The sequence below is a fragment of the Actinomycetospora succinea genome (assembly GCF_004363095.1).
Lineage (GTDB): Bacteria > Actinomycetota > Actinomycetes > Mycobacteriales > Pseudonocardiaceae > Actinomycetospora > Actinomycetospora succinea.
Map to the genome: position 1 here is coordinate 369,704 of NZ_SNYO01000001.1, position 26,189 is coordinate 395,892.

The 26,189-nt window shown below is 74.5% G+C and carries 30 protein-coding genes; 11 read left to right on the forward strand and 19 right to left on the reverse strand.

What is annotated here, in order from left to right; all coding sequences use genetic code 11:
* Nucleotides 1-114 precede the first annotated feature (114 nt).
* On the forward strand, nucleotides 115-1,038 hold the full coding sequence (locus tag EV188_RS01800) for a LysR family transcriptional regulator (protein WP_133824518.1): 924 nt from the start codon (nucleotides 115-117) through the stop codon (nucleotides 1,036-1,038).
* 24 nt (nucleotides 1,039-1,062) lie between these two features.
* On the opposite strand, the gene EV188_RS01805 is transcribed toward EV188_RS01800, so the two are convergent.
* Entirely contained in the window at nucleotides 1,063-1,788 is a 726-nt protein-coding gene (locus EV188_RS01805) for a 2OG-Fe(II) oxygenase (RefSeq protein WP_133824519.1), read from the reverse strand.
* Nucleotides 1,789-1,814: 26 nt separating this feature from the next.
* Nucleotides 1,815-3,737 (reverse strand): heavy metal translocating P-type ATPase, encoded by a 1,923-nt coding sequence (locus EV188_RS01810; protein WP_133824520.1) that lies wholly within the window; start codon nucleotides 3,735-3,737, stop codon nucleotides 1,815-1,817.
* 86 nt (nucleotides 3,738-3,823) lie between these two features.
* On the opposite strand from EV188_RS01810, the gene EV188_RS01815 reads away from it, so the two are divergent.
* The gene (locus tag EV188_RS01815; protein WP_424922901.1) at nucleotides 3,824-4,195 is read left to right on the forward strand and encodes an ArsR/SmtB family transcription factor; all 372 of its coding nucleotides are present in this window, start codon (nucleotides 3,824-3,826) and stop codon (nucleotides 4,193-4,195) included.
* A 76-nt stretch (nucleotides 4,196-4,271) separates the two neighbouring features.
* Complete coding sequence (locus tag EV188_RS01820) at nucleotides 4,272-5,867, forward strand: alpha/beta hydrolase (RefSeq protein ID WP_133824522.1); 1,596 nt, start codon at nucleotides 4,272-4,274, stop codon at nucleotides 5,865-5,867.
* On the opposite strand, the gene EV188_RS01825 is transcribed toward EV188_RS01820, so the two are convergent.
* From EV188_RS01825 to EV188_RS01835, 3 genes are all read right to left on the reverse strand, one after another.
* Nucleotides 5,854-6,648 carry an amino acid kinase family protein gene (locus tag EV188_RS01825; protein ID WP_133824523.1) on the reverse strand — a complete coding sequence of 265 codons (795 nt, stop codon included), beginning with the start codon at nucleotides 6,646-6,648 and terminating at the stop codon, nucleotides 5,854-5,856. The two genes, EV188_RS01820 and EV188_RS01825, sit on opposite strands and share 14 nt — an antisense overlap.
* Nucleotides 6,645-7,493 carry an amino acid kinase family protein gene (locus EV188_RS01830; protein WP_243741408.1) on the reverse strand — a complete coding sequence of 283 codons (849 nt, stop codon included), beginning with the start codon at nucleotides 7,491-7,493 and terminating at the stop codon, nucleotides 6,645-6,647. Before EV188_RS01830 ends, EV188_RS01825 begins: the two co-directional genes overlap by 4 nt.
* Nucleotides 7,494-7,736: 243 nt before the next feature.
* Nucleotides 7,737-8,012, reverse strand: a complete 276-nt coding sequence (locus tag EV188_RS01835) for a DUF4242 domain-containing protein (RefSeq protein ID WP_133824524.1) — start codon at nucleotides 8,010-8,012, stop codon at nucleotides 7,737-7,739.
* A 127-nt stretch (nucleotides 8,013-8,139) separates the two neighbouring features.
* Between EV188_RS01835 and oxdA the strand changes: the two genes are divergently transcribed.
* Nucleotides 8,140-9,222 (forward strand): aliphatic aldoxime dehydratase, encoded by a 1,083-nt coding sequence (gene oxdA / locus EV188_RS01840; RefSeq protein ID WP_133824525.1) that lies wholly within the window; start codon nucleotides 8,140-8,142, stop codon nucleotides 9,220-9,222.
* Here the strand turns inward: oxdA and EV188_RS01845 are convergent.
* Nucleotides 9,206-10,222 carry a methyltransferase gene (locus EV188_RS01845; RefSeq protein ID WP_133824526.1) on the reverse strand — a complete coding sequence of 339 codons (1,017 nt, stop codon included), beginning with the start codon at nucleotides 10,220-10,222 and terminating at the stop codon, nucleotides 9,206-9,208. The two genes, oxdA and EV188_RS01845, sit on opposite strands and share 17 nt — an antisense overlap.
* A 210-nt stretch (nucleotides 10,223-10,432) precedes the next feature.
* Here EV188_RS01845 and EV188_RS01850 point away from each other — a divergent pair, with 210 nt between their 5' ends.
* Entirely contained in the window at nucleotides 10,433-10,999 is a 567-nt protein-coding gene (locus tag EV188_RS01850; protein ID WP_133824527.1) for a L,D-transpeptidase, read from the forward strand.
* A gap of 22 nt (nucleotides 11,000-11,021) precedes the next feature.
* A complete protein-coding gene (locus tag EV188_RS01855) occupies nucleotides 11,022-11,483 on the forward strand; it encodes a group II truncated hemoglobin (RefSeq protein WP_243741410.1) in 462 nt (153 codons plus the stop codon).
* A gap of 4 nt (nucleotides 11,484-11,487) precedes the next feature.
* Here the strand turns inward: EV188_RS01855 and EV188_RS01860 are convergent, their stop codons facing one another.
* Nucleotides 11,488-11,913 (reverse strand): MerR family transcriptional regulator, encoded by a 426-nt coding sequence (locus EV188_RS01860; protein ID WP_243741412.1) that lies wholly within the window; start codon nucleotides 11,911-11,913, stop codon nucleotides 11,488-11,490.
* Between the two features lie 56 nt (nucleotides 11,914-11,969).
* Here EV188_RS01860 and EV188_RS01865 point away from each other — a divergent pair, with 56 nt between their 5' ends.
* Nucleotides 11,970-12,818 (forward strand): SDR family oxidoreductase, encoded by an 849-nt coding sequence (locus EV188_RS01865; RefSeq protein ID WP_133824528.1) that lies wholly within the window; start codon nucleotides 11,970-11,972, stop codon nucleotides 12,816-12,818.
* Here the strand turns inward: EV188_RS01865 and EV188_RS01870 are convergent.
* From EV188_RS01870 to EV188_RS01900, 7 genes are all read right to left on the reverse strand, one after another.
* Nucleotides 12,802-13,494, reverse strand: coding sequence for an ankyrin repeat domain-containing protein (locus EV188_RS01870; protein WP_133824529.1), 693 nt, complete (start codon nucleotides 13,492-13,494; stop codon nucleotides 12,802-12,804). The two genes, EV188_RS01865 and EV188_RS01870, sit on opposite strands and share 17 nt — an antisense overlap.
* A 62-nt stretch (nucleotides 13,495-13,556) precedes the next feature.
* The gene (locus tag EV188_RS01875) at nucleotides 13,557-13,835 is read right to left on the reverse strand and encodes an SHOCT domain-containing protein (protein WP_133824530.1); all 279 of its coding nucleotides are present in this window, start codon (nucleotides 13,833-13,835) and stop codon (nucleotides 13,557-13,559) included.
* 12 nt (nucleotides 13,836-13,847) lie between these two features.
* Entirely contained in the window at nucleotides 13,848-14,027 is a 180-nt protein-coding gene (locus tag EV188_RS32365; protein WP_243741414.1) for a hypothetical protein, read from the reverse strand.
* Nucleotides 14,028-14,269: 242 nt separating this feature from the next.
* Nucleotides 14,270-15,676: a chloride channel protein gene (locus tag EV188_RS01885; protein WP_133824531.1), complete on the reverse strand. Its 1,407-nt coding sequence runs from the start codon at nucleotides 15,674-15,676 to the stop codon at nucleotides 14,270-14,272.
* Nucleotides 15,673-15,972 (reverse strand): hypothetical protein, encoded by a 300-nt coding sequence (locus EV188_RS01890; RefSeq protein ID WP_133824532.1) that lies wholly within the window; start codon nucleotides 15,970-15,972, stop codon nucleotides 15,673-15,675. The genes EV188_RS01885 and EV188_RS01890 overlap by 4 nt, the downstream gene beginning before the upstream one ends.
* 90 nt (nucleotides 15,973-16,062) lie before the next feature.
* Nucleotides 16,063-17,904: a sugar phosphate isomerase/epimerase and 4-hydroxyphenylpyruvate domain-containing protein gene (locus EV188_RS01895; protein WP_133824533.1), complete on the reverse strand. Its 1,842-nt coding sequence runs from the start codon at nucleotides 17,902-17,904 to the stop codon at nucleotides 16,063-16,065.
* Entirely contained in the window at nucleotides 17,894-18,778 is an 885-nt protein-coding gene (locus EV188_RS01900; RefSeq protein WP_133824534.1) for a shikimate dehydrogenase, read from the reverse strand. Before EV188_RS01900 ends, EV188_RS01895 begins: the two co-directional genes overlap by 11 nt.
* Before the next feature lie 67 nt (nucleotides 18,779-18,845).
* Between EV188_RS01900 and EV188_RS01905 the strand changes: the two genes are divergently transcribed.
* The 4 genes from EV188_RS01905 to EV188_RS01920 all read left to right on the forward strand — a co-directional run bounded on the left by EV188_RS01905 (nucleotide 18,846) and on the right by EV188_RS01920 (nucleotide 22,230).
* Nucleotides 18,846-19,523 (forward strand): TetR/AcrR family transcriptional regulator, encoded by a 678-nt coding sequence (locus tag EV188_RS01905; RefSeq protein WP_133824535.1) that lies wholly within the window; start codon nucleotides 18,846-18,848, stop codon nucleotides 19,521-19,523.
* Nucleotides 19,524-19,594: 71 nt separating this feature from the next.
* A complete protein-coding gene (locus EV188_RS01910; RefSeq protein WP_133824536.1) occupies nucleotides 19,595-20,929 on the forward strand; it encodes an MFS transporter in 1,335 nt (444 codons plus the stop codon).
* On the forward strand, nucleotides 20,926-21,678 hold the full coding sequence (locus EV188_RS01915) for an N-acyl homoserine lactonase family protein (RefSeq protein ID WP_133824537.1): 753 nt from the start codon (nucleotides 20,926-20,928) through the stop codon (nucleotides 21,676-21,678). Before EV188_RS01910 ends, EV188_RS01915 begins: the two co-directional genes overlap by 4 nt.
* A gap of 84 nt (nucleotides 21,679-21,762) precedes the next feature.
* Nucleotides 21,763-22,230, forward strand: a complete 468-nt coding sequence (locus tag EV188_RS01920) for a carboxymuconolactone decarboxylase family protein (protein ID WP_133824538.1) — start codon at nucleotides 21,763-21,765, stop codon at nucleotides 22,228-22,230.
* Between the two features lie 245 nt (nucleotides 22,231-22,475).
* Here the strand turns inward: EV188_RS01920 and EV188_RS01925 are convergent, their stop codons facing one another.
* From EV188_RS01925 to EV188_RS33150, 5 genes are all read right to left on the reverse strand, one after another.
* Entirely contained in the window at nucleotides 22,476-22,820 is a 345-nt protein-coding gene (locus EV188_RS01925; RefSeq protein WP_133824539.1) for a DUF202 domain-containing protein, read from the reverse strand.
* The gene (locus EV188_RS01930) at nucleotides 22,817-23,200 is read right to left on the reverse strand and encodes a YidH family protein (protein WP_133824540.1); all 384 of its coding nucleotides are present in this window, start codon (nucleotides 23,198-23,200) and stop codon (nucleotides 22,817-22,819) included. Before EV188_RS01930 ends, EV188_RS01925 begins: the two co-directional genes overlap by 4 nt.
* A complete protein-coding gene (locus EV188_RS01935) occupies nucleotides 23,197-24,270 on the reverse strand; it encodes a sulfite oxidase (protein WP_133824541.1) in 1,074 nt (357 codons plus the stop codon). The genes EV188_RS01930 and EV188_RS01935 overlap by 4 nt, the downstream gene beginning before the upstream one ends.
* Before the next feature lie 172 nt (nucleotides 24,271-24,442).
* Nucleotides 24,443-25,363 (reverse strand): LysR family transcriptional regulator, encoded by a 921-nt coding sequence (locus EV188_RS01940; protein ID WP_133824542.1) that lies wholly within the window; start codon nucleotides 25,361-25,363, stop codon nucleotides 24,443-24,445.
* A 556-nt stretch (nucleotides 25,364-25,919) separates the two neighbouring features.
* Entirely contained in the window at nucleotides 25,920-26,093 is a 174-nt protein-coding gene (locus EV188_RS33150) for an RGCVC family protein (RefSeq protein WP_208113942.1), read from the reverse strand.
* Nucleotides 26,094-26,189 lie beyond the last annotated feature (96 nt).

Below are 26,189 nucleotides of genomic sequence, written 5' to 3' on the forward strand. Positions count from 1 at the left end.
TTGGTGGTTCGTGGGCACGCGGCGGCGGTGACGCGGTGCGTGACCGCAGTGTGGGAGCCGGATTCCGTCCACGTCCATCGAAACGTCGAACCTATGATCTTGTACGTTGGTTGCATGATTGATCGGCGTCTGCGGGTGCTCGCGGCGATCGCCCGGCACGGCACCGTCACGGCCGCCGCGGAGGTCTGCCGGCTGACGCCGTCGGCGGTCTCGCACCAGATGCAGGCGCTCGCCCGGGAGCTCGCCGTGCCGCTCCTCGAGCCCGTCGGGAGGGGCGTGCGGCTCACGCCGGCGGCGCACACGCTGCTCGAGCACGGCGAGACGCTCACCGCGCAGTGGGAGCAGGCGCGGGCCGACCTCGCGGCCCACCGCGCGGGGGCGGTCGGGGGGACGCTGCGCTTCGCGGCGTTCTCGAGCGCGGCGGCCGTCGTGGTGCCCCGGGTCCTCGAGCACCTGCGCCGCGAGCACCCCCAGCTACGCGCGCGCCTGCGCGAGACCGAGCCGGCGCGCTCGTTCGATCTCCTCGCCGCCGAGGACGTCGACCTCGCCGTCGTCGTCGCGACGCCGAGCATCCCGCCCGCGTCCGACCCGGCGTTCGACCAGCACGCCCTGTTCGACGAGCCGCTCGACGTCCTCGTCGGCCCCGGCCACCCCCTGCTCGACGCCGACGTCGTGGCGCTCAGCGACCTCGCCGCCGACCCGTGGGTCTGCGGCAACACCGGCCGCGCCTACCACCAGCTCGTCACGCTGGCCTGCTCCCAGGCGGGCTTCGCCCCGGACATCGCGCACCACGCCGACGAGTGGGACACCGGCGCCGCCCTCGTCGCGCGCGGCTTCGGCGTCGCGCTCGTCCCGCGCCTCGCCGACCTGCCCGCGCACCACGACACCCGGCGCCTCCCGATCACCACCCCGCCGGTGCCGACCCGCCGGGTCATCGCGGCCGTCCGCGCGGGCTCGCAGGAACTGCCGACCATCGCGGCGGGTCTCGACGCGCTGCGCCACGTGACGGAGACGGGCCTCGACGCGCTGGACCCGTGAGGCGGGATCGCATCAGCCGGGGTCTCAGCGAGCGTTGTGGAAGATCACGCCGAGGACGTGGCGCTGACCCGTGTGCACCGCCGAGACGCCGTGGCGCATCTGGACGCGGTGGTACCCGCGCGCACCCTGCTTCGGGCGGTACCGGACGGGGAAGACGACGCCCTCGCCGAGGCCCGGGCGCACGACCATCGGCCGCGACTGCTGGCGCGGGCGCTGCTCGACGAACACGCTCTCGCCGCCGGTGAAGTCGACGTCCGGCGTGTTCAGCATGATCAGGAGCTGCAGCGGGAAGGTCAGGTCGCCGTAGACGTCCTGGTGCAGGCAGTTGTAGCCGGTCGGGCCGTAGCGCAGCACGAGCGGCGTCGGCTTGTGCTGGCCGGCGGCGGCGCAGCGCTCGACGAGGTCGGGGTGCTCGGCGGGCCAGCCGTCCTCGCCGAGCACGTCGGCCCAGCGGTTCGCGACGCCCGCCAGCCCGGGGTACAGGCGCTCCCGGAGCGTCTGCACGAGCGGCGGCAGCGGGTCGGCGAAGTAGCGGTATCGGCCCTCGCCGAACGAGAGCCGGGCCATCTCGACGGTCGACCGGAAGACCTCGTCACGGTCGAACAGGTCGATCATCTCCGCGCACTGCTCCGGGTCGAGCAGCCGTCCGGTCGTCGCGTAGCCGTCGCGGTCGAGGGCGGTGCCGATGCTCGTCCAGTCGAGGCCGTCCAGCGCGGGCAGGGCAGGGACGTCGGTCGTCGTGGGCGCCATGTCCTGCAGAACACCGGTCGCTCCGTCTACGTGGCAGCTCCGACGGGCTGGTCGGTGTGCGCGGCGGGAGCGGACCGCGGCGACCACGCGCCCGACCACAGGAGGCGCAGCCCGTTGAGGCCGACGAGCACCGTCGAGCCCTCGTGCCCGGCGACCCCGAGGGGCAGGGGGAGCGTGCCGGCGAGGTCCCAGACGACGAGGCCGGTGATGATCGTCCCGGCGATCACCAGGTTCGCGACGACCACGCGGCGGGCCCGGCGGGCGAGGTCGATCAGCGCGGGCAGGGTGGCGAGGTCGTCGCGGACCACCACCACGTCGGCGGCCTGCAGGGTCAGGTCGGCCCCGGCGCGGCCCATCGCGACGCCGACGTGGGCCGCGGCGAGGGCCGGGGCGTCGTTGATCCCGTCTCCGACGGTCATCACGCGGCGCCCGGCGGCCTGGCGGTCCTCGATCGCGGCGACCTTGTCGGCGGGCAGCAGTTCGGCCCGGCGATCGGCGATGCCGACGGCCTCGCCGGTCCGGGACGCGGTCCGCGGGTTGTCGCCGGTCAGGAGCACCGGGGCGTCGGTGGTGCGCGCGGCCAGGTCCGCGACGGCCGCGCGGGCGCCGGGGCGCAGGGCGTCGGTGAGCGCGAGGACGGCGCGGGGGCGGTCGTCGACGAGGACGACGACGGCGGTGTGCCCCTCGGCCTCGACATCGTCGACGAGACCCCGCACGCCGTCGTCGCCCAGCAGCGCCGGGCTCCCCACCCGCACGACCCGGCCCTCGACCACGGCGCGCACCCCGCGCCCGGGCTCGGCGGCGAAGTCGGTGACGTCGTCGGGAACGCGCAGGCCCCGCGCCCGCGCCGCGGCCACCACCGCCCGCGCGAGCGGGTGCTCGCTGGGCCGTTCCGCGGCCGCGGCCACGCCGAGCACGGCCTCGTCACCGCGCACCGACGCGAGCTCCGGGCGGCCCTCGGTGAGCGTCCCGGTCTTGTCCAGCGCGACGGCGTCGACTCCTGCGAGGTCCTCCATGACCCGCGCGGACTTGACCAGCACGCCGTGCCGGCCCGCCGTCGCGATCGCCGCGAGCAGGGGCGGCATCGTCGCGAGCACCACCGCGCAGGGCGAGGCGACGATCATGAACGTCATCGCCCGCAGCAGCGCGCCCTGCAGGTCCTCACCGAACCACAGCGGGATCGCGAAGATCGCCACGGTGGCCACGACGACGCCGACCGAGTAGCGCTGCTCGATCGTCTCGACGAAGCGCTGCGTGCGGGCCTTCGTCGCCGACGCCTGCTCGACCAGCACCGCGATGCGCGCGACGACCGACTCGCCCGCCTCGCGCCCGACCCGCACGCGCAGGGCGCCGGTGCCGTTGATGGTGCCGGCGTAGACCTCGTCACCCGCCGCCTTGGCCACCGGCAGCGGCTCGCCGGTGATGCTCGCCTGGTCGACCTCGCCGGCCCCGTCGACCACGGCCCCGTCGGCGCTGATCGTCTCGCCGGGGCGCACGAGGACCTCGTCGCCGACCCGCAGGTCGGCGACGTCGACGACCTCCTCGCCGGACGGGAGCACCCGGCACGCTCGCTCCGGCGCCAGCTCGAGCAGGCCCCGGACCGACGACTCGGTGCGCTCGGTGGCCCAGGCCTCGAGCGCCCCGGAGGTGGCGAAGATGACGATCAGCAGGCCGCCGTCGAGGACCTGGCCGATGGCGGCGGCGCCCACCGCGGCGACGATCATCAGCAGGTCGACGTCGAGCGTCCGCTCCCGCAGCGCCCGCAGGCCGGACAGCGCGGGCTCCCAGCCGCCGCTGAGGTAGCAGGCGGCGTAGAGCGGCCCCCAGAGCCAGGCCGGCGCGTCGATCACCTGCGCGAGCGCCGCCACGGCGAAGAACGCCAGCGACGCGAGGGCCCACCGCGCCTCCGACAGGCGGACGACGCTCCGCCACCACGAACCGATCACCATGTCCTGCACGCTAGCTCACGTGAGCACGCGTTCATATGTGGTCGGTTCAGCAGGTCCTGAGGTGTCCGCTCGGTAGAGTCCTGCGTGTGGGCCACGGGACGCCGGGGGAGACGTCGTTGCTCGCCACGCTGCGCGCCGGCACCGAGGTCCCCGTCGAGGGCATCGCCGAGACCCTGAGCGCGCTGAGCACGCCGAGCCGGTTGCGCATCCTGCTGCACCTCGCCGACGGACCCAGCTCGGTCGGCGACCTGGCCGCCGCCGTCGGGATGGAGCAGTCCGCGGTGTCCCACCAGCTGCGCGTGCTGCGCCAGCTCGGGTTCGTCGTCGGCACCCGGCAGGGCAAGCAGATCTCCTACCGCCTCTTCGACCGGCACGTGGCGCGCCTGCTGACCGAGGCGATCAACCACGTCCAGCACCTGCGGCTGGGCGTCAGCGACGAGCCGGAAGCTGTCCGATAGGCGACAGCACTAGCTGCACAGCGTGATACCTACCCAGTAGCGTGGCGCGACTTGTCCCTCGAACGGGTGGTCGTGCATGACGCTGAGTGTGTTCCGTGCGGTCGCCGTCGCGCTGTGCGCCGCTCTCCTGGCGGCCGCCTGCTCCTCCGCGACACAGCAGGCCGGTGCGGCCCCGGCCACCCTCGCGAGCCCGGCCACGCCCGTGACGGGCCCGACCCCCGGCCCCGGCATCGCCTGGGGACCCTGCGCACCGCCTTCGGACCAGGACCCCGCGCTGCAGTGCGCGCGCCTGCCGGTCCCGCTCGACTGGAACGCGCCGCAGGGCCGGCAGATCGAGCTGGCCGTGATGCGCCGGCAGGCGAGCAAGCCGGCCGAGCGCCTCGGGTCGATGTTCGTGAACCCCGGCGGACCCGGGCAGAGCGGCGTCGAGCTGGTGGCGGGCGGCGGCTCGGACTTCGACCGGTGGGGCGGGGGTCGCTTCGACGTCGTCGGGTGGGACCCGCGCGGGACGAACGACAGCTCGCCGGTCGAGTGCTTCACCTCGCCCGAGGAGCAGGCGCGGTTCTGGGCGGGCGTGAGCGTCCCGGCCACCGACGCCGAGTCGCAGGCCTACGCTCAGCGCACCACCGACCTGGCGCGGCGCTGCGGCGAGGTCAGCGGTGAGCTGCTGGACCACGTCTCGACGGCCGACACCGCCCGCGACCTGGACGCGCTGCGCGCCGCCGTCGGCGACCCGCAGATCACCTACGTCGGCCTGTCCTACGGGACGATGATCGGCCAGACCTACGTGAACATGTTCCCCGACCGCGTGCGCGCGGTGATGCTCGACGGGCTCATCGACGCGGTCGAGTACACCGAGGGCGCCGAGGCGCGGACCGTCGGCGACGTCGCACACACCGACGAGGTGTTCGCGCGGTTCCGGGAGCTGTGCCAGCAGGCCGGGCCCACCGGCTGCGCGCTCGCGCGCGGCCCCGAGACCGTCGACCAGCGCGTCGCCGCCCTGTTCGACCGCGCCCGGCAGGGGCCGATCCCGGCGCCGACCGCGACACCGCGCGGCGAGCTCACCTACGGCGACCTGCTGGTCTCCACCTTCACCCCGCTGCGCGTCCCCGAGATGTGGCCGCAGTTCGCGACGGACCTCGACGCGGCCGCCACCGGCGACGCCTCGGCGCTGGAGACCTCGGCGCAGCAGTACCAGTCGCCCGAGGGCTACCGGTCGAGCGTCACGTCGTCGGCGATCTCGTGCCTCGACGGGCCCGCGCAGCAGCCGGTCACGGCGTGGCCGACGGTGGTCCCGGAGTTCGCGCGCAGCAGCGCGCTGTGGGGAGCGGTCAACGGGTGGTGGCTCTGGGGACCGTGCGCCTCCGGGTGGCCCGGGCGCAGCGACGACCGCTACGCCGGGCCGTGGAACGCCCGCACCCAGGCCCCCGTCCTGCTGATCAACAACCGGTGGGACCCGGCGACCGGCATCCGCAACGCGGAGGCCACGCAGCAGCGGCTCGGGAACGCCGTCCTGCTCGTCCAGGACGGCTACGGCCACCCGACCTACCAGGACCCCGGCGCGTGCGTCGACGCGGCCCGGGAGCGCTACCTCGTCGACCTGGTGACGCCGCCCCCGGGCACGGTCTGTCAGCCGGACAGGCCGCCGTTCCCCGGAATCACACCGCGGTGACGGTGACGCCGCCCTGGCCGGCCAGCGCGCCGGTCAGCGCGCCGCGGGTGGTCCCGTCGACGAGGGTCAGCGACGTGACGTGACGCGCGAGGCCGAGCCGCTCGAGGGTCAGCCGGTCGATCGGGAGGTCGCCGCCGCGGGAGAGCAGCTCCTTCGCGGAGACCTCGTCGGGCAGGCCGGCGAGCGCCGCGGCGTCGCGGACGTAGACCAGCCGCGACGCCCCGAACGCGTCGGCGAGCAGCAGCGCGCCGGTGTCGGTGCGGTGCACGGGCAGGCGCCCGGCGGTGGCCGGGAACTCGTGGACGCCGTAGGGCGGGTAGCCGTTGGAGACCGCGGCGTTGGCGGCGGCGAGGTGCACGGGCAGCTGGCCCGCCACGGTCTGGTGCGGCAGGTAGGACACGCCCTCGGCCGCCAGCAGCGAGGCGACGAGTCGGCCGTTCTGCTCGGCCTCGGTGGCCGCCAGCCCGGCGAGCGCGCCGGCGGGCAGCCCGAGGTCGAGGCCGACCCCGAGGACGTGGCGCGCGCGGATGCCGGCGCCGGTCAGCAGCAGCATCCGGTGCTCGGGGAGCAGGGAGCGGATCTCCTCGACGAGCGGGAGCAGGACGTCGCGGCCGCGGTCCACGATCGTCGACCCGCCCAGGACGACGACCTCGAGCCACGGCAGCAGCCGGATCGGCGCGACGTCGTCGGGCTCGGCGGAACGGACCAGCTCGGGGTCGAGCAGGGTCTGGCGGACGAAGGCGGACTCGACGTCCCGGCCCTGGCGGTCATCGGGGGTCACTGCGAGCCTCCGGCAGAGATGATCGTGCCGACGTGCTCGCCGGCGAGGGCGCGGGTGACGTTGCCGGGCACGAGGCCGTTGACGACCTGGACGGACCGGACGTGGCGGGCGTTCTGCAGCAGCTCGAGCATGCCGCGCTCGAGCACGAGGTCGGGCAGGTTGCGGGCGAGCAGCTCGTCGACGGTGATCTCGGGGATGAAGGTGGCCCCGGGGTCGCTCTTCGGGTTCGCGGTGAACAGACCGTCCTCGTCCTTGATGAAGATCATCTGCTGGCAGGCGTAGGTCTCGGCGACGAGGTAGCAGCCGGCGTCGGTGCGGTAGGGCGGGATGACGCCCTCGTGCGGGACACGCTGCCACATGCCGTAGGGCGGCATGCCCGGGAAGACCGCCGCGCCGACCTCCGCGAGGCGCAGCGGCAGCGTGCCGAAGGCGTTGGCCTCGACGACCGGGATGCCGTGCTTCGCGAGCAGGTAGCCCAGCATGGTGGCGTTCTGGCCGGCGACCGCCGAGCCGATCTCGGAGAGCACGCCGGTGGGCAGGCCCAGCTCGGCGGCGAGCGCGTAGGCGTGGCGGGCGCGGGTGCCGCCGCCGGTGCCGATCAGGAGCTTGTGCCGCTGCGTGGCGGCGACGATCTCGTCGACCAGAGGGAGCACCGCGGTGCGCCCCCGGTCCATGAGGCTCTGGCCGCCGATCTTGAGCACCGAGACACCGGGCAGCACCGGGGTCTCGGGCGCCTCGTCGCTGCGCGCCGCCAGGGCGGCGTCGTCGAGCGAGCGGTCGCTCAGCAGGGCGGCGAGATCGGCGAGCCCGGGCAGCTCGGCCGATCCGCTCGCGGACACGGACACCAGGGGGACCTCCTCGTCGTGGGGTGAGGGACCAGGGCCGGGGCACGCCGGGGGGCGACGCACATCGGCCCTGGTCACGACCAAGGTAGGGGTGCCACGCCGGTGCCTGCGGGCCGTCGGGAGGCTGTGGCGGACCGCAGCTTCGGCCGCCGCGCCGTGGCCGCGACGTGGACGCGGGGCGGAAGCCCCGGCCCGGTCGCGCCCACGGCGGCGACGTCCGATCGGGTGACGTCGGCCACAGGGTCAGTCGTCCGCCGTGGCCGGGCCGATGGTCGCGGCGACCTCGACCACGAGGTCGGCCGGGAAGCCGCCGCGGCGGGCGTGCTCGCGCACCGAGTCGGCGTCGTCGGTCTGGTGCACGCAGTAGAACTTGTCGCCGGCCACGTAGCTGTGGCTCCAGGTGTACGGGACGCCGAGGGAGTCCACGACGTCGTTGGAGGTCGTCGCGATCTCCGCGAGCTGCTCGCTCGACAGGTCGGACGCGCCCGGGATGGTCCGCTCGATCAGGAAGGTGGCCATGTCGTTCTCCTCGGTAGCTCTTCGTCGGCCTCGTGGCCTGCGACGACGCTAGGAGCGGGCGTCCGGGCCCCGCGTCGGGAGAGAATCCCCGTCGTTCGCCGCGCGGTACCTATCTCGGGAGGCACCCATGGAGTCCGCGATCGACACCCACCTGCAGTGCCCCCGCACGCTGTCCCGGAGGGCGGGGGAGGACTACCGGCCGCCGTTCCCGGTGTGGGTGGCCCGTGCGGGCGAGGACGTCACAGCGGTCGTGATGGGCTACTTCGGCGTGCAGTACCGCGGCGAGGAGCACCGCGAGGAGGCCTTCGCCGGCCTGCGGCACCTCGTCGACGACTTCGGGCGCCCCGACGGCCCCGGCGCGTGGGACACGACCCACCACCGCGATGCCGCCGGCTACGACAACCTGATCGCCGTCGGGTACTGGCGCGACCCCGAGACCTACGGGCGCTGGCTCGCCCGGCCCGAGATCGCCGCGTGGTGGGACGCCGACGAGCGCCGCACCGGGGACCTCGGGTTCTTCCGCGAGATCGTCTCCCCGCGCGCCGACCAGTTCGAGACGCTCTACCCGTTCACCGACCGGCTCCCCGGGGTGGGCGGGGTCATGGACGGTGTCAGCGACGAGATCGAGGAGCACGCGTACTGGGGCTCCATGCGCGACCGCATCCCGCTCTCGCAGACCGACCGGATGCGCCCCGAGGGCGGCCTCTCGGCGACGGGCGACCCGGCGCTCGGCGGGCGCGTCGTGGTCCGCGGCCACGACAACATCGCCCTCATCCGCTCGGGCCAGGACTGGTCGGAGGCGGACCCGGAGGAGCACGCGCTCTACGAGACCGAGGTCGAGCCGGCGCTGCGCGAGGCGATGGACTTCCTGCGCGACCGCGGCCAGCGCCTCGGCTGCTACAGCAACCGCTACGTCCGCTACGTCGACCTCGACGGCCGGCCGCTCGACAAGACCTACGCGATCTCGCACTGGCGCTCGCTCGACAAGCTCGAACAGTGGGCCGAGACCCACCCGAGCCACCTGCGCGTCTTCGTCGCGTTCGTCAGCCTCGCCCGCCGGTTCCCGACGCTGCGGCTCTACCACGAGGTCTCGGTGTTCGACGCGAGCGAGCAGTACTACGAGTACGTCAACTGCCACCCGGCTACTGGCCTGCTGCGCGACGCGGAGGCGCCGCACGAGGTCCCGCCCGGTGTCACGCCGGCTTCGTGAAGACGAGCGCGGAGCGGTCGGCGGCGCAGTCACGCACTTCGACGCCGGCGAACCCGGCCCGCCGCGCGACGTCGGCGAGCTCGGTCACCGACCAGCACTTCCCGGGCGTCGAGTGCATCAGCAGCGCCGAGTACTCGGCCACCGGCCGTGGACCCGTGCGGCGCCCGTCGACGTGGGCGTCGACGTCCACCAGCCGCCCGCCGGGGGCCAGGGCGTCGAACGACCGCTGGACGAGCCGCTCGACGCGGGCGAGGTCCCAGTCGTGCAGGACCTGGGAGAGCAGGTGCACGTCGCAGCCCGGCGGCCACGGGTCCGCGAACATGTTCGCGGTGACCACGTCGATCCGCCCGCCGGCGCCGCGTTCCGCGAGCAGGGTGCGCGCCGCCTCGTCCACCGGCGGGCGCTCCACCACGGTCGCCGTCGCGGCCGGCCGGTCCTCGAGCAGGGCCATCGCGTAGATCCCGGAGCTCCCGCCGACGTCGAGGAGGCGCTCGATCGGGAGATCGTGCAGCGCCCGGGCCACCGACGGGGCGAGGAAGGCGCCGCGCGCGTCCATCGCGGCGGTGATGCGCTGCGCGAACCGCGGGTCGTCCAGGCGCCCCGACCAGTCCCGTTCGCCCGCTGCGCTCGCCCACGCCGCCGGCCGGTCCGTGCGCAGGACCTCCGCGAACTCGGCGACGGCCGGGCGTTCGGCCAGCGAGCCGAAGTACGGGCGCAGGTCGAACGAGGTCTCGTGGGTGAGGTGCCAGCGCGCGAGGTCGGAGACGCTGACGAGGTCGTCGGCCTCCACGAAGCGGTCGACCAGACCGTGCGCCGCGCACAGGGTGAGCAGCACGTCGGCCGGACGCTCCGCCCAGCCCATGGCCTCGCGCAGCCCGGCCGCCGGCACCGGACCGTGGCGCGCGAGCCACGCGAAGAGGTCGTCGCAGACCGCGGCGATGATCAGGTCCGTGGCGTACGCACCGTCCCGGAGGCGGTAGAGCGCGGTGGGGTCGAGCACGACGACAGCATGACCGATCTCCGCACCTGCGGGTACCCGACCATGCTGTTGCCGCGTCTGCGTCAGCACCGCCACCGGCCTCGGCCGCGAGCACGGGGTGCACGGCGGCGACGCCTACCTCGAGACCAAGGCCGTCCGGGTCGAGCTGACCGGCGGCACGCGGGACCCCTTCACGCTCGGGTAGCCGCGGGCGGGGCCATACTCGTCGCGGTGCCGTCACATCGCAGGGGTCGCTCCCGCCGCGGAGGCCCGGTCGCCCTCGCGGCCGTCGCCGTCCTCGGGCTCGCGCTGGCCGCCGTGGCCGTCCTCGTCCACGGGAGCTCGGGGACCGTCGGGCCGGTCGCGCACGCCGCCCCGCCTCCCGCCGCGGCGCCGGCCCCGCCGGCCGGCATCGCCGACCAAGCCTCGTGCCCGCCGCAGGTCAGCGCGTGCGTCGACCTGCGCACCCACCAGAGCTGGCTGCAGCGCGACGGTGACGTCGTCTACGGGCCGGTGCCGTTCCTCCCGGGTGCCGACACCGGACGCCGTGCGCCCGGACCGACCAGCTCCGCCACCCCGACCGGCCTCTTCCACGTGCAGCGCAAGGACGCCGACGCGGTCTCCCACGAGTACGGCGAGCCGATGCCGCACGCCGTCTACTTCGCACCCGGCGGCATCGCCTTCCACGAGGGCAGCCTCACCGAGTCGTCGCACGGCTGCATCCACCTCGAGGCGCCCGACGCGACGGCGTTCTTCGGGCACCTGGCCGTCGGCGACGACGTGCTCGTCTTCTCCTGATGCGGTGATTACAGTGTTGCCGGTGACGCCGACGCTGTACGAGTGGGCGGGCGGCTCGGACGCGTTCCGCCGCCTGATCGACGCGTTCTACGACCGTGTGGAGGCTGACGACCTCCTCAGCCCGCTCTTCCCCGGCGGGGTCCACGAGGCGCACCGCGCGCACGTGACGCTGTGGTGGATCGAGGTCTTCGGCGGGCCCGCGGACTACACGGCCACGCTCGGCGGCTACGAGCGGATGCTGGCCCACCACATCGATCTGGGGATCACCCCGGACCAGCGGCGGCGGTTCGCCGAGACCATGAGCCGGGCGGCCGACGACGCGGACCTGCCCGACGACCCCGAGTTCCGCGCCGCGTTCGTCGGCTACGTGGAGTGGGGCACCCGGCTGGCGCTGGGCAACTCGCAGTCCGGGGCCGAGGTCGTGGAGCACGCGCCGGTCCCGCGGTGGGGCTGGGGCGTCGCGCCGCCGTACCAGCCGTCCTGACGGGTCAGTCGCAGGTGGGGCCGTCGCGCCAGAGCTGGTCGGCCGTGCCCGCGGAGAGGGCCTCCTCGTAGATCTCGACCTTGGTGTGGATGACCGCGAGGGCCTCCTGGAGGTCGGCGACCTGCTGGGCGACCTTGTTCTCGTGCTCGCGCAGGATCGCGAACCGTTCCTTCTCGTTGCCCGGGCCCTCGCGCACGAGGGCCACGTAGCGGTGGATCTCGGGCAGCGGCATGCCCGACGAGCGCAGCTTCGTGCACACCCGTGCCCAGTGCGCCTGCTCCTCGGAGTACATCCGCCGGCCCGCGGCGTTCCGGCGCACCGGCCCGGCGAACAGGCCCTCCTGCTCGTAGAACCGCAGCGTGTGGGTGGGCAGGCCCGTGCGCTCGCTGACCTCGCCGATGCTCAGCAGCGCGTCCGTGTCGGTGGTCACGGTCACCAGACTACGGCTTTGACTTCAAGTCGACTTCAACTCCTAGCGTCGCCGACATGGCTACCACCTGGTTCATCACCGGCACGTCGTCCGGCTTCGGGCGCCTGCTGACCGAGCGCCTGCTGGCCCGCGGCGACCGCGTCGCCGCGACCCTGCGCCGGCCCGGGGCCCTCGACGACCTGCGCGCGCAGCACGGCGACCGGCTCTGGATCGGAACGCTCGACGTCACCGACACCGCGGCCGTGCACCGGGTCGTCGACGACGCGTTCGCCGCGCTCGGCACGATCGACGTCGTCGTCAACAACGCCGGCTACGGCGTCTTCGCCTCGGTCGAGGAGGCCTCCGACGACCAGATCCGCCAGGTCGTCGACACCAACCTGCTCGGCTCGATCCACGTGGTCCGGGCGGCGCTGCCGCACCTGCGCGCGCAGGGGCACGGGCGGATCCTGCAGGTCACGACCGCCGGCGGGCAGACGACCTACCCGAACTTCGCCTATTACCACGCGTCGAAGTGGGGCATCGAGGGCTTCGCCGAGACGGTGGCCCAGGAGATCGCGCCGTTCGGGATCGGGATGACGATCGTCGAGCCCGGGGCGACGCCGACCGGGTTCGGGGGCGCGCTGGTCACCGCCCCGGTCATGCCGGAGTACGAGGACACCCCGGCCGGGGAGGTGCGGCGCGCCCTGACCGGCGGCACCTTCACCCTGCCCAACGACGCGGAGAAGATCGCGGGCGCGGTCGTCGACCTCGTCGACAGCGGCGCGACGCCCCTGCGGCTGCCGCTCGGCTCGGACACCTACGACGACGTCCGCGCCTCGCTCGTCGCCCGGCTCGCCGAGCACGACGCGCACCGCGACGTCGCGTACTCGGTGGTGAAGGACTCCGAGGTCACAGCACGCGCGTGACCAGCTCGATGCCCTCGACCGTGACGTGGTGCGTGCGGCCCGAGCCGCCGACGACGCGGCTCGCGCTGCGCACCTCGACCGTCGGCTCGCCGATGTCCTCGGCCCAGCGGCAGGCGAAGCCGCCGTACATCCCGGGGACGCGGACCCACATCGTCGCGTCCGGGTACTCGAGCAGCGGCCCGAGCTGGGGGTGGCGCAGCGGGCGGGCGAGGCGCCGGGTGCGGACCTCGACGAGCGCGCGCAGGAACGTCTCGATGTCGGCCACCGCCTCGTCGTCCAGCGCCATCGCCGGCTCCGGGCGCAGCCGCTCGGCGAGCGAGACGTGACCGAGCCGCCGGGCCACCGCCTCGGCGGTCTCGCCCTCGGCCGTGCGCAGCGTGCGCCACGCACCCCGCGCGACGAGGTCGTCGACGACGTCGGGATGCGCGCCCTGCCGCGCCGCGTGGTGCAGCGGGGCGGTCCCGGTCCGGTCGCCCGCCCGCAGCGCGTTGGCGCTCAGGGCGGACGGCAGGTCGTCGTCGGTGCGGTCGAGCAGGGTCGCGACGTGGGCCCAGTGGCCCTGCTCGACGGCGTCCGAGAGGGCGTCGCGGAGAGCGAGGACGGTGGGCTCGAGGTCGGAGCGTTCGACGACGGCGTCCCAGAGGAGCTGCGTCACGGCCGGGGCGGGTCGGACCATCGCCGACCAGCCTCTCCCACGGAGATCGCCGTGTCAGTCCACCGATCGGACCGAACGACTGGTCAGGAGCCGAGGATCCGCCGCTTCTGCTCGTCGAACTCCTCCTGGGTCAGGATGCCCTGGCTCTTGAGCTCGCCGAGCTGCCGGAGCTGCTCGATGGGGTCGGGCGCCGGGGGCGCGGCGTACTGCTGCGGCGGGGGCGCGTACTGGGGCGGCGGCGCCTGCTGCTCCGCCTCGGCGGCCCAGCGTCCGGCCTGGCGGCGCGAGACGCGGTTGGAGACCGCGGTGGCCGTGCCGGCCACGAGCGCGGTGCGGGCTAGTCCTCGCAACAGACCTGGCATGGGTGAGCTCCTCTACGCGGGGACCGACGGGGCGAGCGCGGCCTCGACCTCGTCGACGGGGATGCGGCCGCCGGCGACCAGCTGGGCACCGTTGCGACGCAGGGCGTTGGCCAGCGGCGCCGCCCAGACGTTCTCGTAGACGAGCACCGCGGCCGTGGCGCCCGGGTCGAGCACCGCGCCGGCCTCGTCCACGTCCTCCTGGCCCAAGGAGGCCCGAGGTCACGCCCTCGAAGACCATCAGGTCGAGGTCGCCGTCCCCGTCCACGTCGGCGAGCTCGAGGACCGTGACCGTGCCGTCGTCGCCCTTGGCCACGAAGACGAGGTCGAGGATGCGGATCAGGCCGCGGTCGACGAGGTCGAGCAGCAGGGGCATGCCCACGCCCGTCCTCGTCCCGGGCGGGAACTCGACGACCAGGTAGTCGATCGGCCCGGTCTCAGCTCTCGGCTCGGTCATGGTCCCGCCTTCCGCGTTCCTGTTCCGACGGGTCCCGATGCTCGTCGGCGGGGTCCGGGGCGTCCTCGCCCGGCGAGGGTGAGCGGGGCGCCGGGTCGGGCAGGCGCAGCGTGGCGACGTAGGACGCGACGACGGCGACGATCACGAGCGGCATCACCGTGATGCCCGCCGACCCCAGGAACAGGGTGGCGAGCAGCACCGAGGTCATCGGGAGGCGCAGCATCCCGACGGTCATCGCGCCCATCCCGATCGCCGCGCCCGAGACGGGGTCGAGCCCCGGCAGCAGCGCCAGCGCCGTGCCGCCGACCGCGCCGATGTACATGGCCGGGAACGTCGGGCCACCGCGGAAGCCGCCCAGCGCCCCGGCGTAGGCCAGGCCCTTGCAGACGATGAGCAGGAGCAGCGCACCGAGCCCGTACGCCGCGGGGTCCTTGAGCAGCGGCCCCAGCGCGTCCTGCCCCGAGAACAGCACGTCGGTCGCGAGGTGGCCGGTCGCGGCGGCGTAGACGACGGCGAGGCCGCCGATCGCGAGGCCCACCAGCGGGGTCACGAGCACGGGCCCCCGCACCACGACCGGTCGCACCCGCAGGGCCAGCCACCGGATGGCGAAGCAGAGGCCGGCGGAGACGATCCCGGCGACGAGCGCCCACGCGAGCCCGCGCAGGGTCGGGGAGTCGACGTGCGGGAGGCCGGTGACCGCCAGGGAGAAGGTGCCGAAGCCGGTCCACGAGTCCAGCCCGAGGAAGACCAGCGACCCGATCCCGGACCCCAGCAGCCCCGGGACCAGCACCATCGTGGCCGTGGCGCCGCCGAGCCCCGCCGCCTCCATCATGAGGAACGCGCCGGCCAGCGGGGAGCCGAACAGCGTGCTCACCGCGGCGAAGCTCCCGGTCGCGGCCACCACCGAGGCCACCGCCGCCGGCGCCGCCCCGCGGCGGGCCAGCCGCAGCGAGATCACGGCGAGCCCGCCGCCGATCGCGATCAACGGCGCCTCCGGGCCCACGACGACCCCGAGACCGATGCTCGCGACGGCGGCCACGGCGATCCCGCCGAGGGCCGCCGGCGTGGGGAACCCGCCGGCGTGGAAGCCGTCGGCCGGCGACTCGCCGCCGTGCCCGGGCAGGTAGCGCACGGTCAGCCCGACCAGCGCGCCCGCGAGGGCGAGCGGCAGGAGGGGCCACCACAGCGGCGGGGTCGTGAACCCGAGGCCCGCCGGCAGACCCGTGTAGGCCCAGTCCTGGACGAGGCCGACGAGGGCGAGGAACCCGTAGGCGATCGCCGAGATCGGGATGCCGATGACGGCGGCCAGCGCCAGCAGTCCGAGGTAGCGGCGCGACCGCAGGACGGTCAGCGGGTCGGGCGGCGCGGGCGCGTCCCCCGCCGTCACGGCACGGGCTGCATGCGCCCGTCGCCCGACACCACCGACCGGCGTCCCTCGGGCATCGGCGCCTGCCACGCGTGGGCGCCGGCGCTGGTCGCCGCCTGGGCCACGCCGACCGCGTGCCGTGCGAGCTGGCCCGGCGTCATCTCCGTGCTCCGCTGCCAGCGCCGCGCGGCCTCGAGGTCCGCGACGCTGCCGAGCGCGAGGCCGACGCTGACGAACAGGCTGCCGACGCCGGCGAGCACCGCGCCGCCGAGGAAGAGCCGGGTGTTGAACCTGCGGTCCAGGGGATGCGACGCCATGGCGGACCTCCGTGGGTGGACGATGCCCGTCCACCGTGCGGGCCGCCGCCGGGCGTGCACATCACCTCTGGGAGGTGACCGGGCGGACCGTCAGCTCCGGGTCAGCTGCCGGCGGGCCAGGCGCCGGCGCCGGTGGGCGCTCATGCGGACCGGGGTGTCGGTCCAGCCGAGGCCGTCGTCGCCGCCGACGTGCTGGACCAGCGCGATGAAGATGCGCCCGGCCAGGACCTCGGTGCAGACCTGCAGGTACGCGCCGTCCGGGCCCTGGTCGTGCAGGACGCCGAGCTCGCGGTAGGCCGCCAGCCGGTCGGGCGGGAGGTCCACGCGCGCGGCGAGGTCGTCGTAGTAGTTGTCCGGGATGGCGAGCAGCGGCGCGCCGGCGTCCCGGGCGGCGCGCGCCGCGGCCACGACGTCGTCGACGGCGAGCGCGACGTACTGCGGCTCCGGGATGCCCGGCGCCCACTCCCCGCGGCGCAGCAGCGACACGGTGAGCCCGAGGCGGACCCGGCGGGCCGGGTCGGCGAGCGCGCGGCTGCGGACCAGGCCGAACGGGGCCGCGAACTCGCCCATGCTCCCGGGCTGCAGGCCGAGCACCGCGCGGTAGAACAGCGTCGCCTCGTCGAAGTGGTCGAACGGCTGGGCGAGCCCGACGTGGTCGACACCGGTGACGCCGATCCCGGCCGCCGTCTCGCCGGTGGCCCGGAAGTCGCCGCTCCAGTCGGCGTCGTCGCCGGGCCGGCAGAAGAACAGCGCGGTGCCGTCGGGGGCGGTGACAGCGGGGAGGTCGGCCTCGGCGGGCCCGCGGGAGCGCGGCAGCGGCGGGGCCCCGAGGCGGGTGGCCCGCCGCGCCGCCGCCGTCGGGTCCGCCGACTCCACGGCGAGCGCGCTGATCGCCGCCGTGTGCCCGCCCGACCGGTTGACGAGGATGCGCGCGCGGCCCTGCTCCCAGCGCGCGACGGGCTTGGTGACGTGGTGCCCGGTGCGGGCGAAGCCGAGCGCGGCGAGCGTGCCGTCGAGGGCGGGGTCGTCCCCGTCGGTCGCGATCTCGACGAACGCGGTGCCCTCGAGGGCCGGGGCGGCGCCGCCGACCGGGTCCGTGCCGACGCCGCCCGCGGCCGTCGCCTCGGCGAGGGCGAGCAGGGAACGGTGCCCGTCGACGGCGGTGCGGACGGGGTCGGCCTGCCGGAAGACGTCGTTGAAGACCTCGAGCGACAGGGGCCCGCGGTAGCCGGCGCGCAGCACGGCGGACAGGAAGCGGGGGAGGTCGAAGCCGCCCTGCCCGGGGAAGAGGCGGTGGTGGCGGCTCCACTGCAGCACGTCCATCGACAGCACCGGCGCGTCGGCGAGCTGCAGGAAGAAGATCTTCTCGCCCGGGACGTCGGCGATGCCGTCGACCTCGGAGGTCCGCGACAGCACGTGGAAGCTGTCGAGGCACAGGCCCAGCGCGGGGTGGTCGGCGCGCCGGACGACGTCCCACGACGCCTCCCAGGTGTCGACGTGCCGTCCCCACGCCAGCGCCTCGTAGGCCAGCCGCAGCCCGCGCTCGCCGGCCCGCTCGGCGAGCCCGTGCAGCTGCGCGGCGAGCCGGTCGGGGTCGGCGACGGCGTCGGGCGCGATCGAGGAGCACACGAGGACGGTGTCGGTGCCGAGGGCGGCCATGACGTCGAACTTGTGCTCGGCGCGGCGGTGGTTCGCGGCGAGGCGGTCGGCGTCGGTGGAGTCGAGGTCGCGGAACGGCTGGTACAGGTCGATGGACAGGCCCAGGTCCGCGCAGCGCAGGCGGATCTCGCCCGGGGACATCGGCGAGGCGACGAGGTCGGGCTCGAAGATCTCGACGCCGTCGAAGCCCGCGGTCGCGGCGGCCGCCAGCTTCTCCTCGAGGGCGCCGGACAGGCACACGGTCGCCACGGCGGTGCGGGGGTCAGCCGGCACGGTGGTCCTCCCGGGTCTCGACGAGCTCCTGCAGGTGACGGCGCATCCGGGCGGCGTCGGGGTGCAGGCCGGTGAACAGGTGCAGGGCGTCCGCGGCCTGGTGCACGGCCATCAGCCCGCCGTCCAGCGTCGGGCAGCCTCGGGCGGTCGCGGCCTCCAGCAGGGCGGTCCGCAGCGGCCGGTAGACGATCTCCGCGACCCACAGGCGCGGGTGGAGCACCTCGGCGGGCACGGGCAGTCCGGGGTGCTCGGCCATGCCGGTCGGCGTGGCGTGCACGAGCCCGTCGGCGGTGGCCAGGGTGTCGGCGAGGGCGCTCGTCGGTGTCGCCCGCGCCCGCCCGGTGCCGAACGTGGCGTCGAGGCGGGCGGCGAGCGCGGCGGCCCGGTCCGCGTCGACGTCGAGGACCTCGACGGTGCCGGCTCCGCCCGTGAGCAGCGCGTGCGCCGCCGCGGCGCCGGCGCCACCGGCCCCGAGCACGGCGACCCGGTGCTTCGCGGCGCGGGGGAGGCCCGTGCGCAGCGCCGCCGCGAACCCCGACCAGTCGGTGTTGTGGCCGAGGGCGCGGCCGTCGTCGAAGACCACGGTGTTGACCGCGCCGATCGCCGCGGCGTCCTCGGAGAGCCCGTCGAGGTGGGGCAGGACCCGCTGCTTGACGGGATGGGTGACGTTGACGCCGCGCAGGCCGGCGTCGCGGGCCTCGGCGAGGAGGTCGCCGATGTCGGCCTTCGTCACGTCGAGGTCGAGCAGCGTGTACCGGTAGGCCAGGCCGAGCGCGCGCGCCTCCCGCTCGTGCAGCGCGGGGGAGAGCGACGGGCCGATGCCCGCCCCGATCAGGCCCACGTGGACGGTGTCCGGGTCGGCGACGAGTCTCACGAGCGGTCAGCGTACGTACCAGATGGTTCATTATCTACGCCCTCGCGTGGTCGCCTAGGGTCGCAGCGTGAGCGAGGGGGCTGCGGCCGAGACCGCGACGGCCGAGGCGGTAGAGCGTCGGCGTGACGCCGTCCGCACGCGTGCCGACCTGCTGGCGGTGGCCACCACCGAGTTCGCCGACCACGGGTTCTCCGGCGCGCGGGTCGACGAGATCGCGGCCCGGACCCGCACCACGAAGCGGATGATCTACTACTACTTCGGCAGCAAGCGGGGGCTCTACCTGGCGGTGCTGGAGCACGCCTACGCCGGCATCCGGGCGCTCGAGGCCGGGCTGGAGGTCGACCACCTCGACCCCGCCCGCGCCATGCGGGCGCTGGCGGAGCTCACGTTCGACCACCACGAGTCCCACCCGGACTTCATCCGGCTCGTGGCGATCGAGAACATCCACCGCGCGGAGCACCTCAAGCAGTCCGAGGCCCTCGCCGGGCTCGCCGCCCCGGCCGTCGACGTGCTCGGCGGCATCCTCGAGCGCGGGCGCGCCGCCGGTCTCTTCCGCGCCGACGTCGACGCCGTCGACGTGCACATGGTCATCAGCGCGTTCTGCATCTTCCGCACCGCCAACCGGCACACGTTCCAGGCCGTCTTCGACCGCGATCTCCTCGACCCCGGCCGGCGGGCGCACTACCGGCGCATGGTCGGCGACCTCGTCGTCGAGTACCTGACGGCCCACGTCGGCCGTGCTTGACACGACTGAGCCTCGCAACTCACCATCCGGTACGTAACTGTTTGGTACATAGTCGTGCCGAGGGAGTGGTCGTGACCGCACCGCAGGCAGCACCTCCTGCCCAGCCTCGCAAGGCGGCCCTGGCCGCGTGGATCGGCAGCGCGCTCGAGTACTACGACTTCTTCATCTACGGCACGGCCGCCGCGCTGGTGTTCAACAAGCTGTTCTTCCCCGGCTCGGAGCCGGCGACGGGCACGCTGCTCGCGCTCGCCACCTTCGGCGCCGGCTACCTCGCCCGCCCGCTCGGGGCGTTCGTGCTGGGCCACCTCGGCGACCGCTTCGGGCGCAAGCGCATCCTCGTGTCGACGGTGCTGCTGATGGGCGTCGCGACGTTCGCCGTCGGCTGCCTGCCGACCTACGCGACGATCGGGGTCGCCGCGCCGATCATCCTGGTCCTGCTGCGGCTGCTGCAGGGCTTCTCGGCCGGCGGCGAGCAGGCCGGCGCCTCGTCGACGAGCCTCGAGCACGCCCCGCCGCACCGGCGCGCGTACTTCACGAGCTTCACCCTCGGCGGCACCCAGTTCGGGCAGGTCCTGGCCACCGCGATCTTCCTGCCGGTCGCCGCGCTGCCCGAGGAGGACCTGCTGAGCTGGGGCTGGCGCCTGCCGTTCTGGCTGAGCGCCGTGGTCGTCGTCGCCGGGCTCCTCATCCGCCGCACGCTCGACGAGACGCCGGTCTTCCGGGAGCAGGAGCGCCGCGCCGAGACCGCCAAGGCGCCGGTGAAGGAGCTGCTGCGCGAGCACCCGGGCGCGGTGATCCGGGTCGTCCTCGCGGCCACGATCGCCACCGTCAGCACGATCTTCACCGTCTACGCGCTCTCCTACGCGGTCAACGACGTCGGCCTCTCGCGCACCGCGATGCTGTGGGTCGGCGTCGTGGCCAACCTCGTCGCGATCGTCGTCATCCCGTTCTTCGGGCTCCTCGGCGACCGGATCGGGCGCAAGCCGGTCTTCCTCGCCGGGTCGATCGGGATGGCCGTGACGATGGTCGGCTACCTGTACGCGATCTCCGCGGGCAGCTACGCCTGGATCTTCGTCTTCGGCGTCCTCGTGTTCGGCCTCGGCAACAGCGCCACCGGGGGCGTCTGGCCCGCGTTCTACGGCGAGATGTTCCCGGCCCGCGTGCGGCTCTCCGGGGTCGCGATCGGCACGCAGATCGGGTTCGCCGTCGCCGGCTTCGCCCCCTCGATCGCCGCGGCCCTCGCCGGCGACGACGGCAGCAACTGGCCGGCGGTCGCCGGCTTCGTCGCCGTCGTGTGCCTGATCAACATCATCGCCGTCGCCACGGGCCGCGACTACTACCGCACGCCGACCGAGGACCTCGGCAAGCAGCCGGTGCCGCGGCCGCACGCGGAGGCGGCCGCGTGACCTTCGCGGTCCACGCGATCCGGTTCGCCAGCAGGCCCGGTGTCCGCGGACAGCACTTCCTCGGCCACGACGACCGGTCGGGCGAGCCCCATCCGACGGCGTACTACGTGTGGCTCGCGAGGAGTGACGCGCACACCGTGGTGGTGGACGCCGGCATCGACCCCGCGCGCCCGGTGCCGATCGACGGCCTCGTGTTCCACGGGTCGCCGACCGACGGGCTCGCGTCGTTGGGCGTCGGGCCGGGCGACGTCGACCACGTCGTCCTGACGCACCTGCACTACGACCACACCGGGACGGTCGCGGCGTTCCCGTCCGCCCGGTACGTCGTGCAGCGCGCGGAGCTGGACTACTGGACGGGCCCGGTCGCGGCCCGCATCCGCCGCGAGCACTGGCTGGTCTCGCGCGACGACCTCGCCCACCTCACCGGTCCCGCGCGCGACCGCCTCGACCTCGTCGACGGCTCCGCGGAGATCGTGCCGGGGCTCGAGGTCCACCACGTCGGCGGCCACACCGCGGGCATGCAGGTCGTGCGCGTGGAGACGGCCTCGGGCCCGCTCGTCCTCGCCTCCGACGCCGCGCACTTCCACGAGAACCTCGACGCCGACCGGCCGCCGCCGATCCTGCACTCGGTGCCCGGCGTGCACGCGGCGTTCGACCGCCTCGTGGAGCTGGCGGAGACCGTCGTGCCCGGTCACGACCCCGAGGTCGTCGAGTCCCGGGGCGGCGGGGACGTCGTCCGGCTGGCGTGATCGACGCCACGCGGGGTCCTGTCACGTCCGGTCCCGCTGCCCTGTCGGAGGTGTGACACCACCTCACGACCCGAGGAGACAGCGATGACCGCGCACGTCCACACCCGCGAGCCCCGCCTCGACCTGCGCCGCGCCGCGCCGCAGGCGGCCCGCGGGCTCTACGCCGCCGACCGGGCGATCCGCGAGTCGCCCCTCGACCCGACGATCCGCGAGCTGGTCAAGCTGCGGACCTCGCAGATCAACCGCTGCGTGCACTGCATCGACCTCCACAGCCGCGAGGCGATGGAGCTCGGCGAGACCACCGACCGCCTCCTGCAGCTGGTGGCGTGGCGCGAGTCGGCGCTGTTCACGCCGGCGGAGCGGGCGGCGCTGGAGTACACCGAGGCCGCGACGACGCTGACCGAGCTCGGCGTCGCCGACGACGTCTGGGCCGGCGTCCGGGAGGCCATGGACGACGAGGAGCTCGGCGCGCTCGTCGTGCAGGTCGCCCTGATGAACGCCTTCAACCGGTTCGGCGTGCCGCTGCAGATGCCGGCACGGGCCCGCGGATAGCGGGGTGTTCCCGCTGGTCGCGCGTGGTGCCCCCGGCAGGATTCGAACCTGCGCACCCGCCTCCGGAGGCCGGGCAACCGACCGCTCTCCGGCGTCCCGCCTGCGCTTCCAGGTTCCGGAGGTTCGCCGGAGCGCTCTCGAGGTGCCCCCGTGGACCTCTGCTTCGTCCCACGATCCGTCCCACGGGATGCGGCCTCGAGCCGACCGACGTGGTCTCGGGCGGCGGCGCCCGGGCGGACAGCTTCTCACAACAGGAGGGTGCCCCCTGCGGTGATCGCGAGGGCGGTGACGGCGCTGCCGAGGGCGATCAGGGCGCGTCGGGGAGCGACGGGTCGGGGCAGCGGGTCCCGGCGCAGGGTGGTGTCCCGGTGGCGCGCGTACAGGACGGTAGCGAGGGCGACGACGACGGCGAGCACGATCGGGGCCGCGGCGAGTCGGGAGGTCGTGGTGTGGAGCTCGCGGATCGAGAGCAGGGCGGCGTTGGCGACCAGACCGAGGGCGGTGCGGTTCCACGCCAGGGTGGTGCGTTCGGCCTGGAGCCCGCCGAAGCCGGGTGCGTCGTCGGCGGCGCGGGGCGGAGGGCCGGTCACGCCAGGCCCTCGGTGACGACGAGGGCGAGGCTGACCAGGGCGAGCAGCACGAGCCCGAGGGCGAGTACCCAAGGGATGCGTTGGCGGGGGAGATCGCGGTCGCGGCGCATGGCGTGCTCGACACGGAGCCAGCGGACGAGTCCGCCGGCGGCGGTGAGCACGGCCAGAGCGACCAGCAGGCCACCGATGGCGGAGCGGATGCCGGGGATCGGGAAGGCGGGGACGAGCTGGACCACGGCCACGCCGGCGGCGAGCAGTGACAGCGAGGTGCGCAGCCAGGCCAGGTAGGTGCGTTCGTTGGCGAGGGTGAAGCGGTAGTCGGGTTCGTGCTCGGCGTCGTTCTCAGGGGTGTCGGTGGCTCTCGGCTCGGCGCTGGTCACAGGTGCACCTCCGGCGGGTGCTCGGCGGTGACGCTGACGGTGGGCCAGGCGTTGTTGATGTAGCCCTTGGGGTTCCAGAGGCTGGCGGCGTGCTCGGGCTGCAGGGCCGCGGTGCTGTCCCAGGCGCGGGCGACGATCTCGTGCTCGCCGGGCCGCAGCTCGAGGGTCGTGCGCCAGAACCGCCACGCCCACGCGCCGAGCTGGTCGTCGAGCTCGGCTTGGTGCCAGGTGCGGCCGCCGTCGGCGGAGACGTCGACGCGGACGACGTCGCGGTCGCCGCCGGCGAAGGCGTAGCCGGTGACCTCGGTGGGCCCGGCGGTCATGACGGCGCCCTCGTCGGGGCGCAGGATCGCGGAGTTGAGGGCGACGGCGGTCAGCTCGACCCCGTCGCCGGGGGCGGGGTCGTCGTGGTCGGGGGGTAGGAGCCGGTAGGCGCTCTGTTGGAAGAAGTTGTCCGAGGGGTGGTGCTGGGCGGTGATCCTCTCGACCCACTTGACGCTGCGGGCGCCGATCCAGCCGGGGACGACGACGCGCACTGGCGCGCCGTGGGCGACCGTGAGGGGTTCGCCGTTCATCACCCAGGCCAGCAGCACCTCGGGGCTGGTGGCCTTGCCGGTCGTGATCGATCCGCCGTAGGGCGCCGGTGGTGTGGCCTCGGGCGCGATGTCGGGCGCGGCGAACGCGATGTTGCTGGCGTCGTGTCGCAGGCCCGCCGCGGCGAGCACGTCGGCGAGGCGGGCGCCGACCCAGCGGGCGGTGGAGGTTGCTCCGTCGCCCCATGGGTGCTGCCCGGGGATGTCGCGCACAGCCAGCAGCCCGGCGCGCCGGTTGCCGGCGCATTGCAGGGTGGCGGTCACCTCGTGGTGCTCGAAGCGCCGGAGCTCGTCGAGCGAGAGGCTCAGCTCCTCGTCGACCAGCCCGTCGACCTGGAGACGCCACCGCTGCGGGTCGAGCTCGGGCAGCTCGCCGTGGTTGCGGCTGTAGAAGGTCTCGACCGGTGTGATCGCGTGCTCGGCGAGTGCTGATCGTGGCGGTTCGGCGTTGTAGGGGTCTTCCTCGTGGACCACCATGTCGGGTCGTTTCGTCCCGGCTCCGGGGTGTGCGGTGCTTGCCGTTGGCATGTGTCCACCCTGAGGTCGGACCGATCAGTGCGGTAGCTGCCGTGTCGTTGGGGAGCCACAACCCGAGGTTGTGATCGGCAGGCTGCACGAACGGGTCTCGGGCTGATGGTCACCAGCCGGGTCAGCGCCGGCGCTCGGAGCGGGTGCTCGCGCGACGGAGCAGCGCCGCGGCGGCACCGTCGGGTGGACGGCCGCGGGGCCAGATCGCGGTGAGGCGACGGTCGAGGGAGAGCTTGCGGATCGGGACCGTCACCAGCGTCCCGGCGGCGAGCTCGCCGGCGACGGCCAGCGAGCTCAGCACGGCCGGCGCGACGCCGTCGGCGACCGCGCCCTTGATCGCCGTCGTGGAAGCCAGCTCGAGCACGGGGTGGGCGATGGTCTCGACACCGGCGCTCCGCAGCGCCCGCTCGAGGAACTCCCGGGTGCCCGACCCCGCCTCGCGGGTCAGCAGGGCGGTACCGGCCAGTCTCGCCGCGTCGATCCCGTGGCGCCGTGCCCAGGGGTGCCCGGGGGAGACGACGAGCGTGAGCCGGTCGCGGGCGACGACCTGGGAGTCGAGGTCGTCACGGATCTCCGGGCCCTCGACGAAGCCGATATCGGCGGCGCCCCTGCGGATGTCGTCGGCGACGTCGGTGGAATTGCGGGTCGAGAGCGCGACCGAGGTGTCGGGCAGCTCGCTGCGCAGCGACACCAGCCAGCGCGGCAGCAAGTACTCGGCCACCGTGTGGCTGGCCGCGACCCGCAACCGGCCGGTGTGCTCAGCACGCAGGGCGGCGACGCCTTCCTCCATCGCCCAGGCGGCGTCGATCGCGCTGCGGGCCCAGTCCGCGACCAGGCCGCCGGCCTCGGTGAGCCGCGTCCCCTGGGGCGACCGTTCGAACAGGGTGAACCCCAGCGCGCTCTCCAGGGCCCGGACGCGGGCGCTGACCGCGGCCTGCGACACCCCGTGCGCCGCGGCCGCGCGGCCCATGCTGCCCAGTTCGGCCACCGACAGCACCACGTCGTAGGACGCGAGATCCGCGACGCGCGCTGGCAGGGGCATCGACCCAGGTTATGGGTCCGAGGCGTGGCAGGTGGGTCGTGTACCTCGCGGCCGCGCGGATGACCGCTGGGCTCGCCGCGTACGACGCAACCTGGATGGCGTGGGCTCCACCACCCCGGGGGATTCGAGCGAGGGCCCCGGCCGGGAGCACAGCGGTGCTGACGCACAGATGCTGTCGTTAGGTCGAACGGCGCAAGCTCTCGTCCCACACTCGTCCCACGGCGAGCGAGGCCCGTCACATCGCCGGACGTTCTCGCAGGTCAGGAGTGGTGCCCCCGGCAGGATTCGAACCTGCGCTCCCGCCTCCGGAGGCCGGGCAACCGGGTGATCGCAGGCGTTCTGCCTGGTCCTGAGGAGGTCGGCCGGTCGCGCAGATGACCTCTGGTGCCCTCCTGCGGCCCGCGGTTCGTCCCACAAGTCGTCCCACGGGCCCGCGCTGCCGCACTGCGGCTGTGGCGGTGCTGGGTGGTTCGGTGTCGCAGGCCGAGGCGGTCCGGGCACGGGATGATCGACGGGACGGTGCCGGGTCGCGAGGATTACCGGTGAACTGAAGGAGTCATGGTCGGCAGATGCATCCGCGCGTCCGCACCGCTGCGATGGTCGCCAGGCAGAACCGCGCACCCAGGGCGTCATGTGCCGCCCAGGGGTGGGGACAGACCGAGCAGGTCTCGGGCACCGGTCGTTGCGACGGCAGCCGATCATCGGGTGCGCTCGAGCCGGAGTCGTTCATGGCATGACCTCGAGAACGGCGTGGGCGGCACCAGCCGGCAGCACCTCGCGCTCGGCTGGTTGGTCGGGTGCCCTCTGCTCCTCGAGCACGTCGTCG

What these genes read in the sequence shown, in the direction of transcription:
- EV188_RS33150 (WP_208113942.1), bottom strand. Translation starts at nt 26,093, where the DNA reads ATGAACGACTCCGGCTCGAGCGCACCCGATGATCGGCTGCCGTCGCAA.
- EV188_RS01820 (WP_133824522.1), top strand. Translation starts at nt 4,272, where the DNA reads ATGACGCTGAGTGTGTTCCGTGCGGTCGCCGTCGCGCTGTGCGCCGCT.
- EV188_RS01890 (WP_133824532.1), bottom strand. Translation starts at nt 15,972, where the DNA reads ATGGCGTCGCATCCCCTGGACCGCAGGTTCAACACCCGGCTCTTCCTC.
- EV188_RS01865 (WP_133824528.1), top strand. Translation starts at nt 11,970, where the DNA reads ATGGCTACCACCTGGTTCATCACCGGCACGTCGTCCGGCTTCGGGCGC.
- EV188_RS01805 (WP_133824519.1), bottom strand. Translation starts at nt 1,788, where the DNA reads ATGGCGCCCACGACGACCGACGTCCCTGCCCTGCCCGCGCTGGACGGC.
- EV188_RS01940 (WP_133824542.1), bottom strand. Translation starts at nt 25,363, where the DNA reads ATGCCCCTGCCAGCGCGCGTCGCGGATCTCGCGTCCTACGACGTGGTG.
- oxdA (WP_133824525.1), top strand. Translation starts at nt 8,140, where the DNA reads ATGGAGTCCGCGATCGACACCCACCTGCAGTGCCCCCGCACGCTGTCC.
- EV188_RS01870 (WP_133824529.1), bottom strand. Translation starts at nt 13,494, where the DNA reads ATGGTCCGACCCGCCCCGGCCGTGACGCAGCTCCTCTGGGACGCCGTC.
- EV188_RS01875 (WP_133824530.1), bottom strand. Translation starts at nt 13,835, where the DNA reads ATGCCAGGTCTGTTGCGAGGACTAGCCCGCACCGCGCTCGTGGCCGGC.
- EV188_RS01835 (WP_133824524.1), bottom strand. Translation starts at nt 8,012, where the DNA reads ATGGCCACCTTCCTGATCGAGCGGACCATCCCGGGCGCGTCCGACCTG.
- EV188_RS01920 (WP_133824538.1), top strand. Translation starts at nt 21,763, where the DNA reads ATGACCGCGCACGTCCACACCCGCGAGCCCCGCCTCGACCTGCGCCGC.
- EV188_RS01935 (WP_133824541.1), bottom strand. Translation starts at nt 24,270, where the DNA reads ATGGTGGTCCACGAGGAAGACCCCTACAACGCCGAACCGCCACGATCA.
- EV188_RS01800 (WP_133824518.1), top strand. Translation starts at nt 115, where the DNA reads ATGATTGATCGGCGTCTGCGGGTGCTCGCGGCGATCGCCCGGCACGGC.
- EV188_RS01810 (WP_133824520.1), bottom strand. Translation starts at nt 3,737, where the DNA reads ATGGTGATCGGTTCGTGGTGGCGGAGCGTCGTCCGCCTGTCGGAGGCG.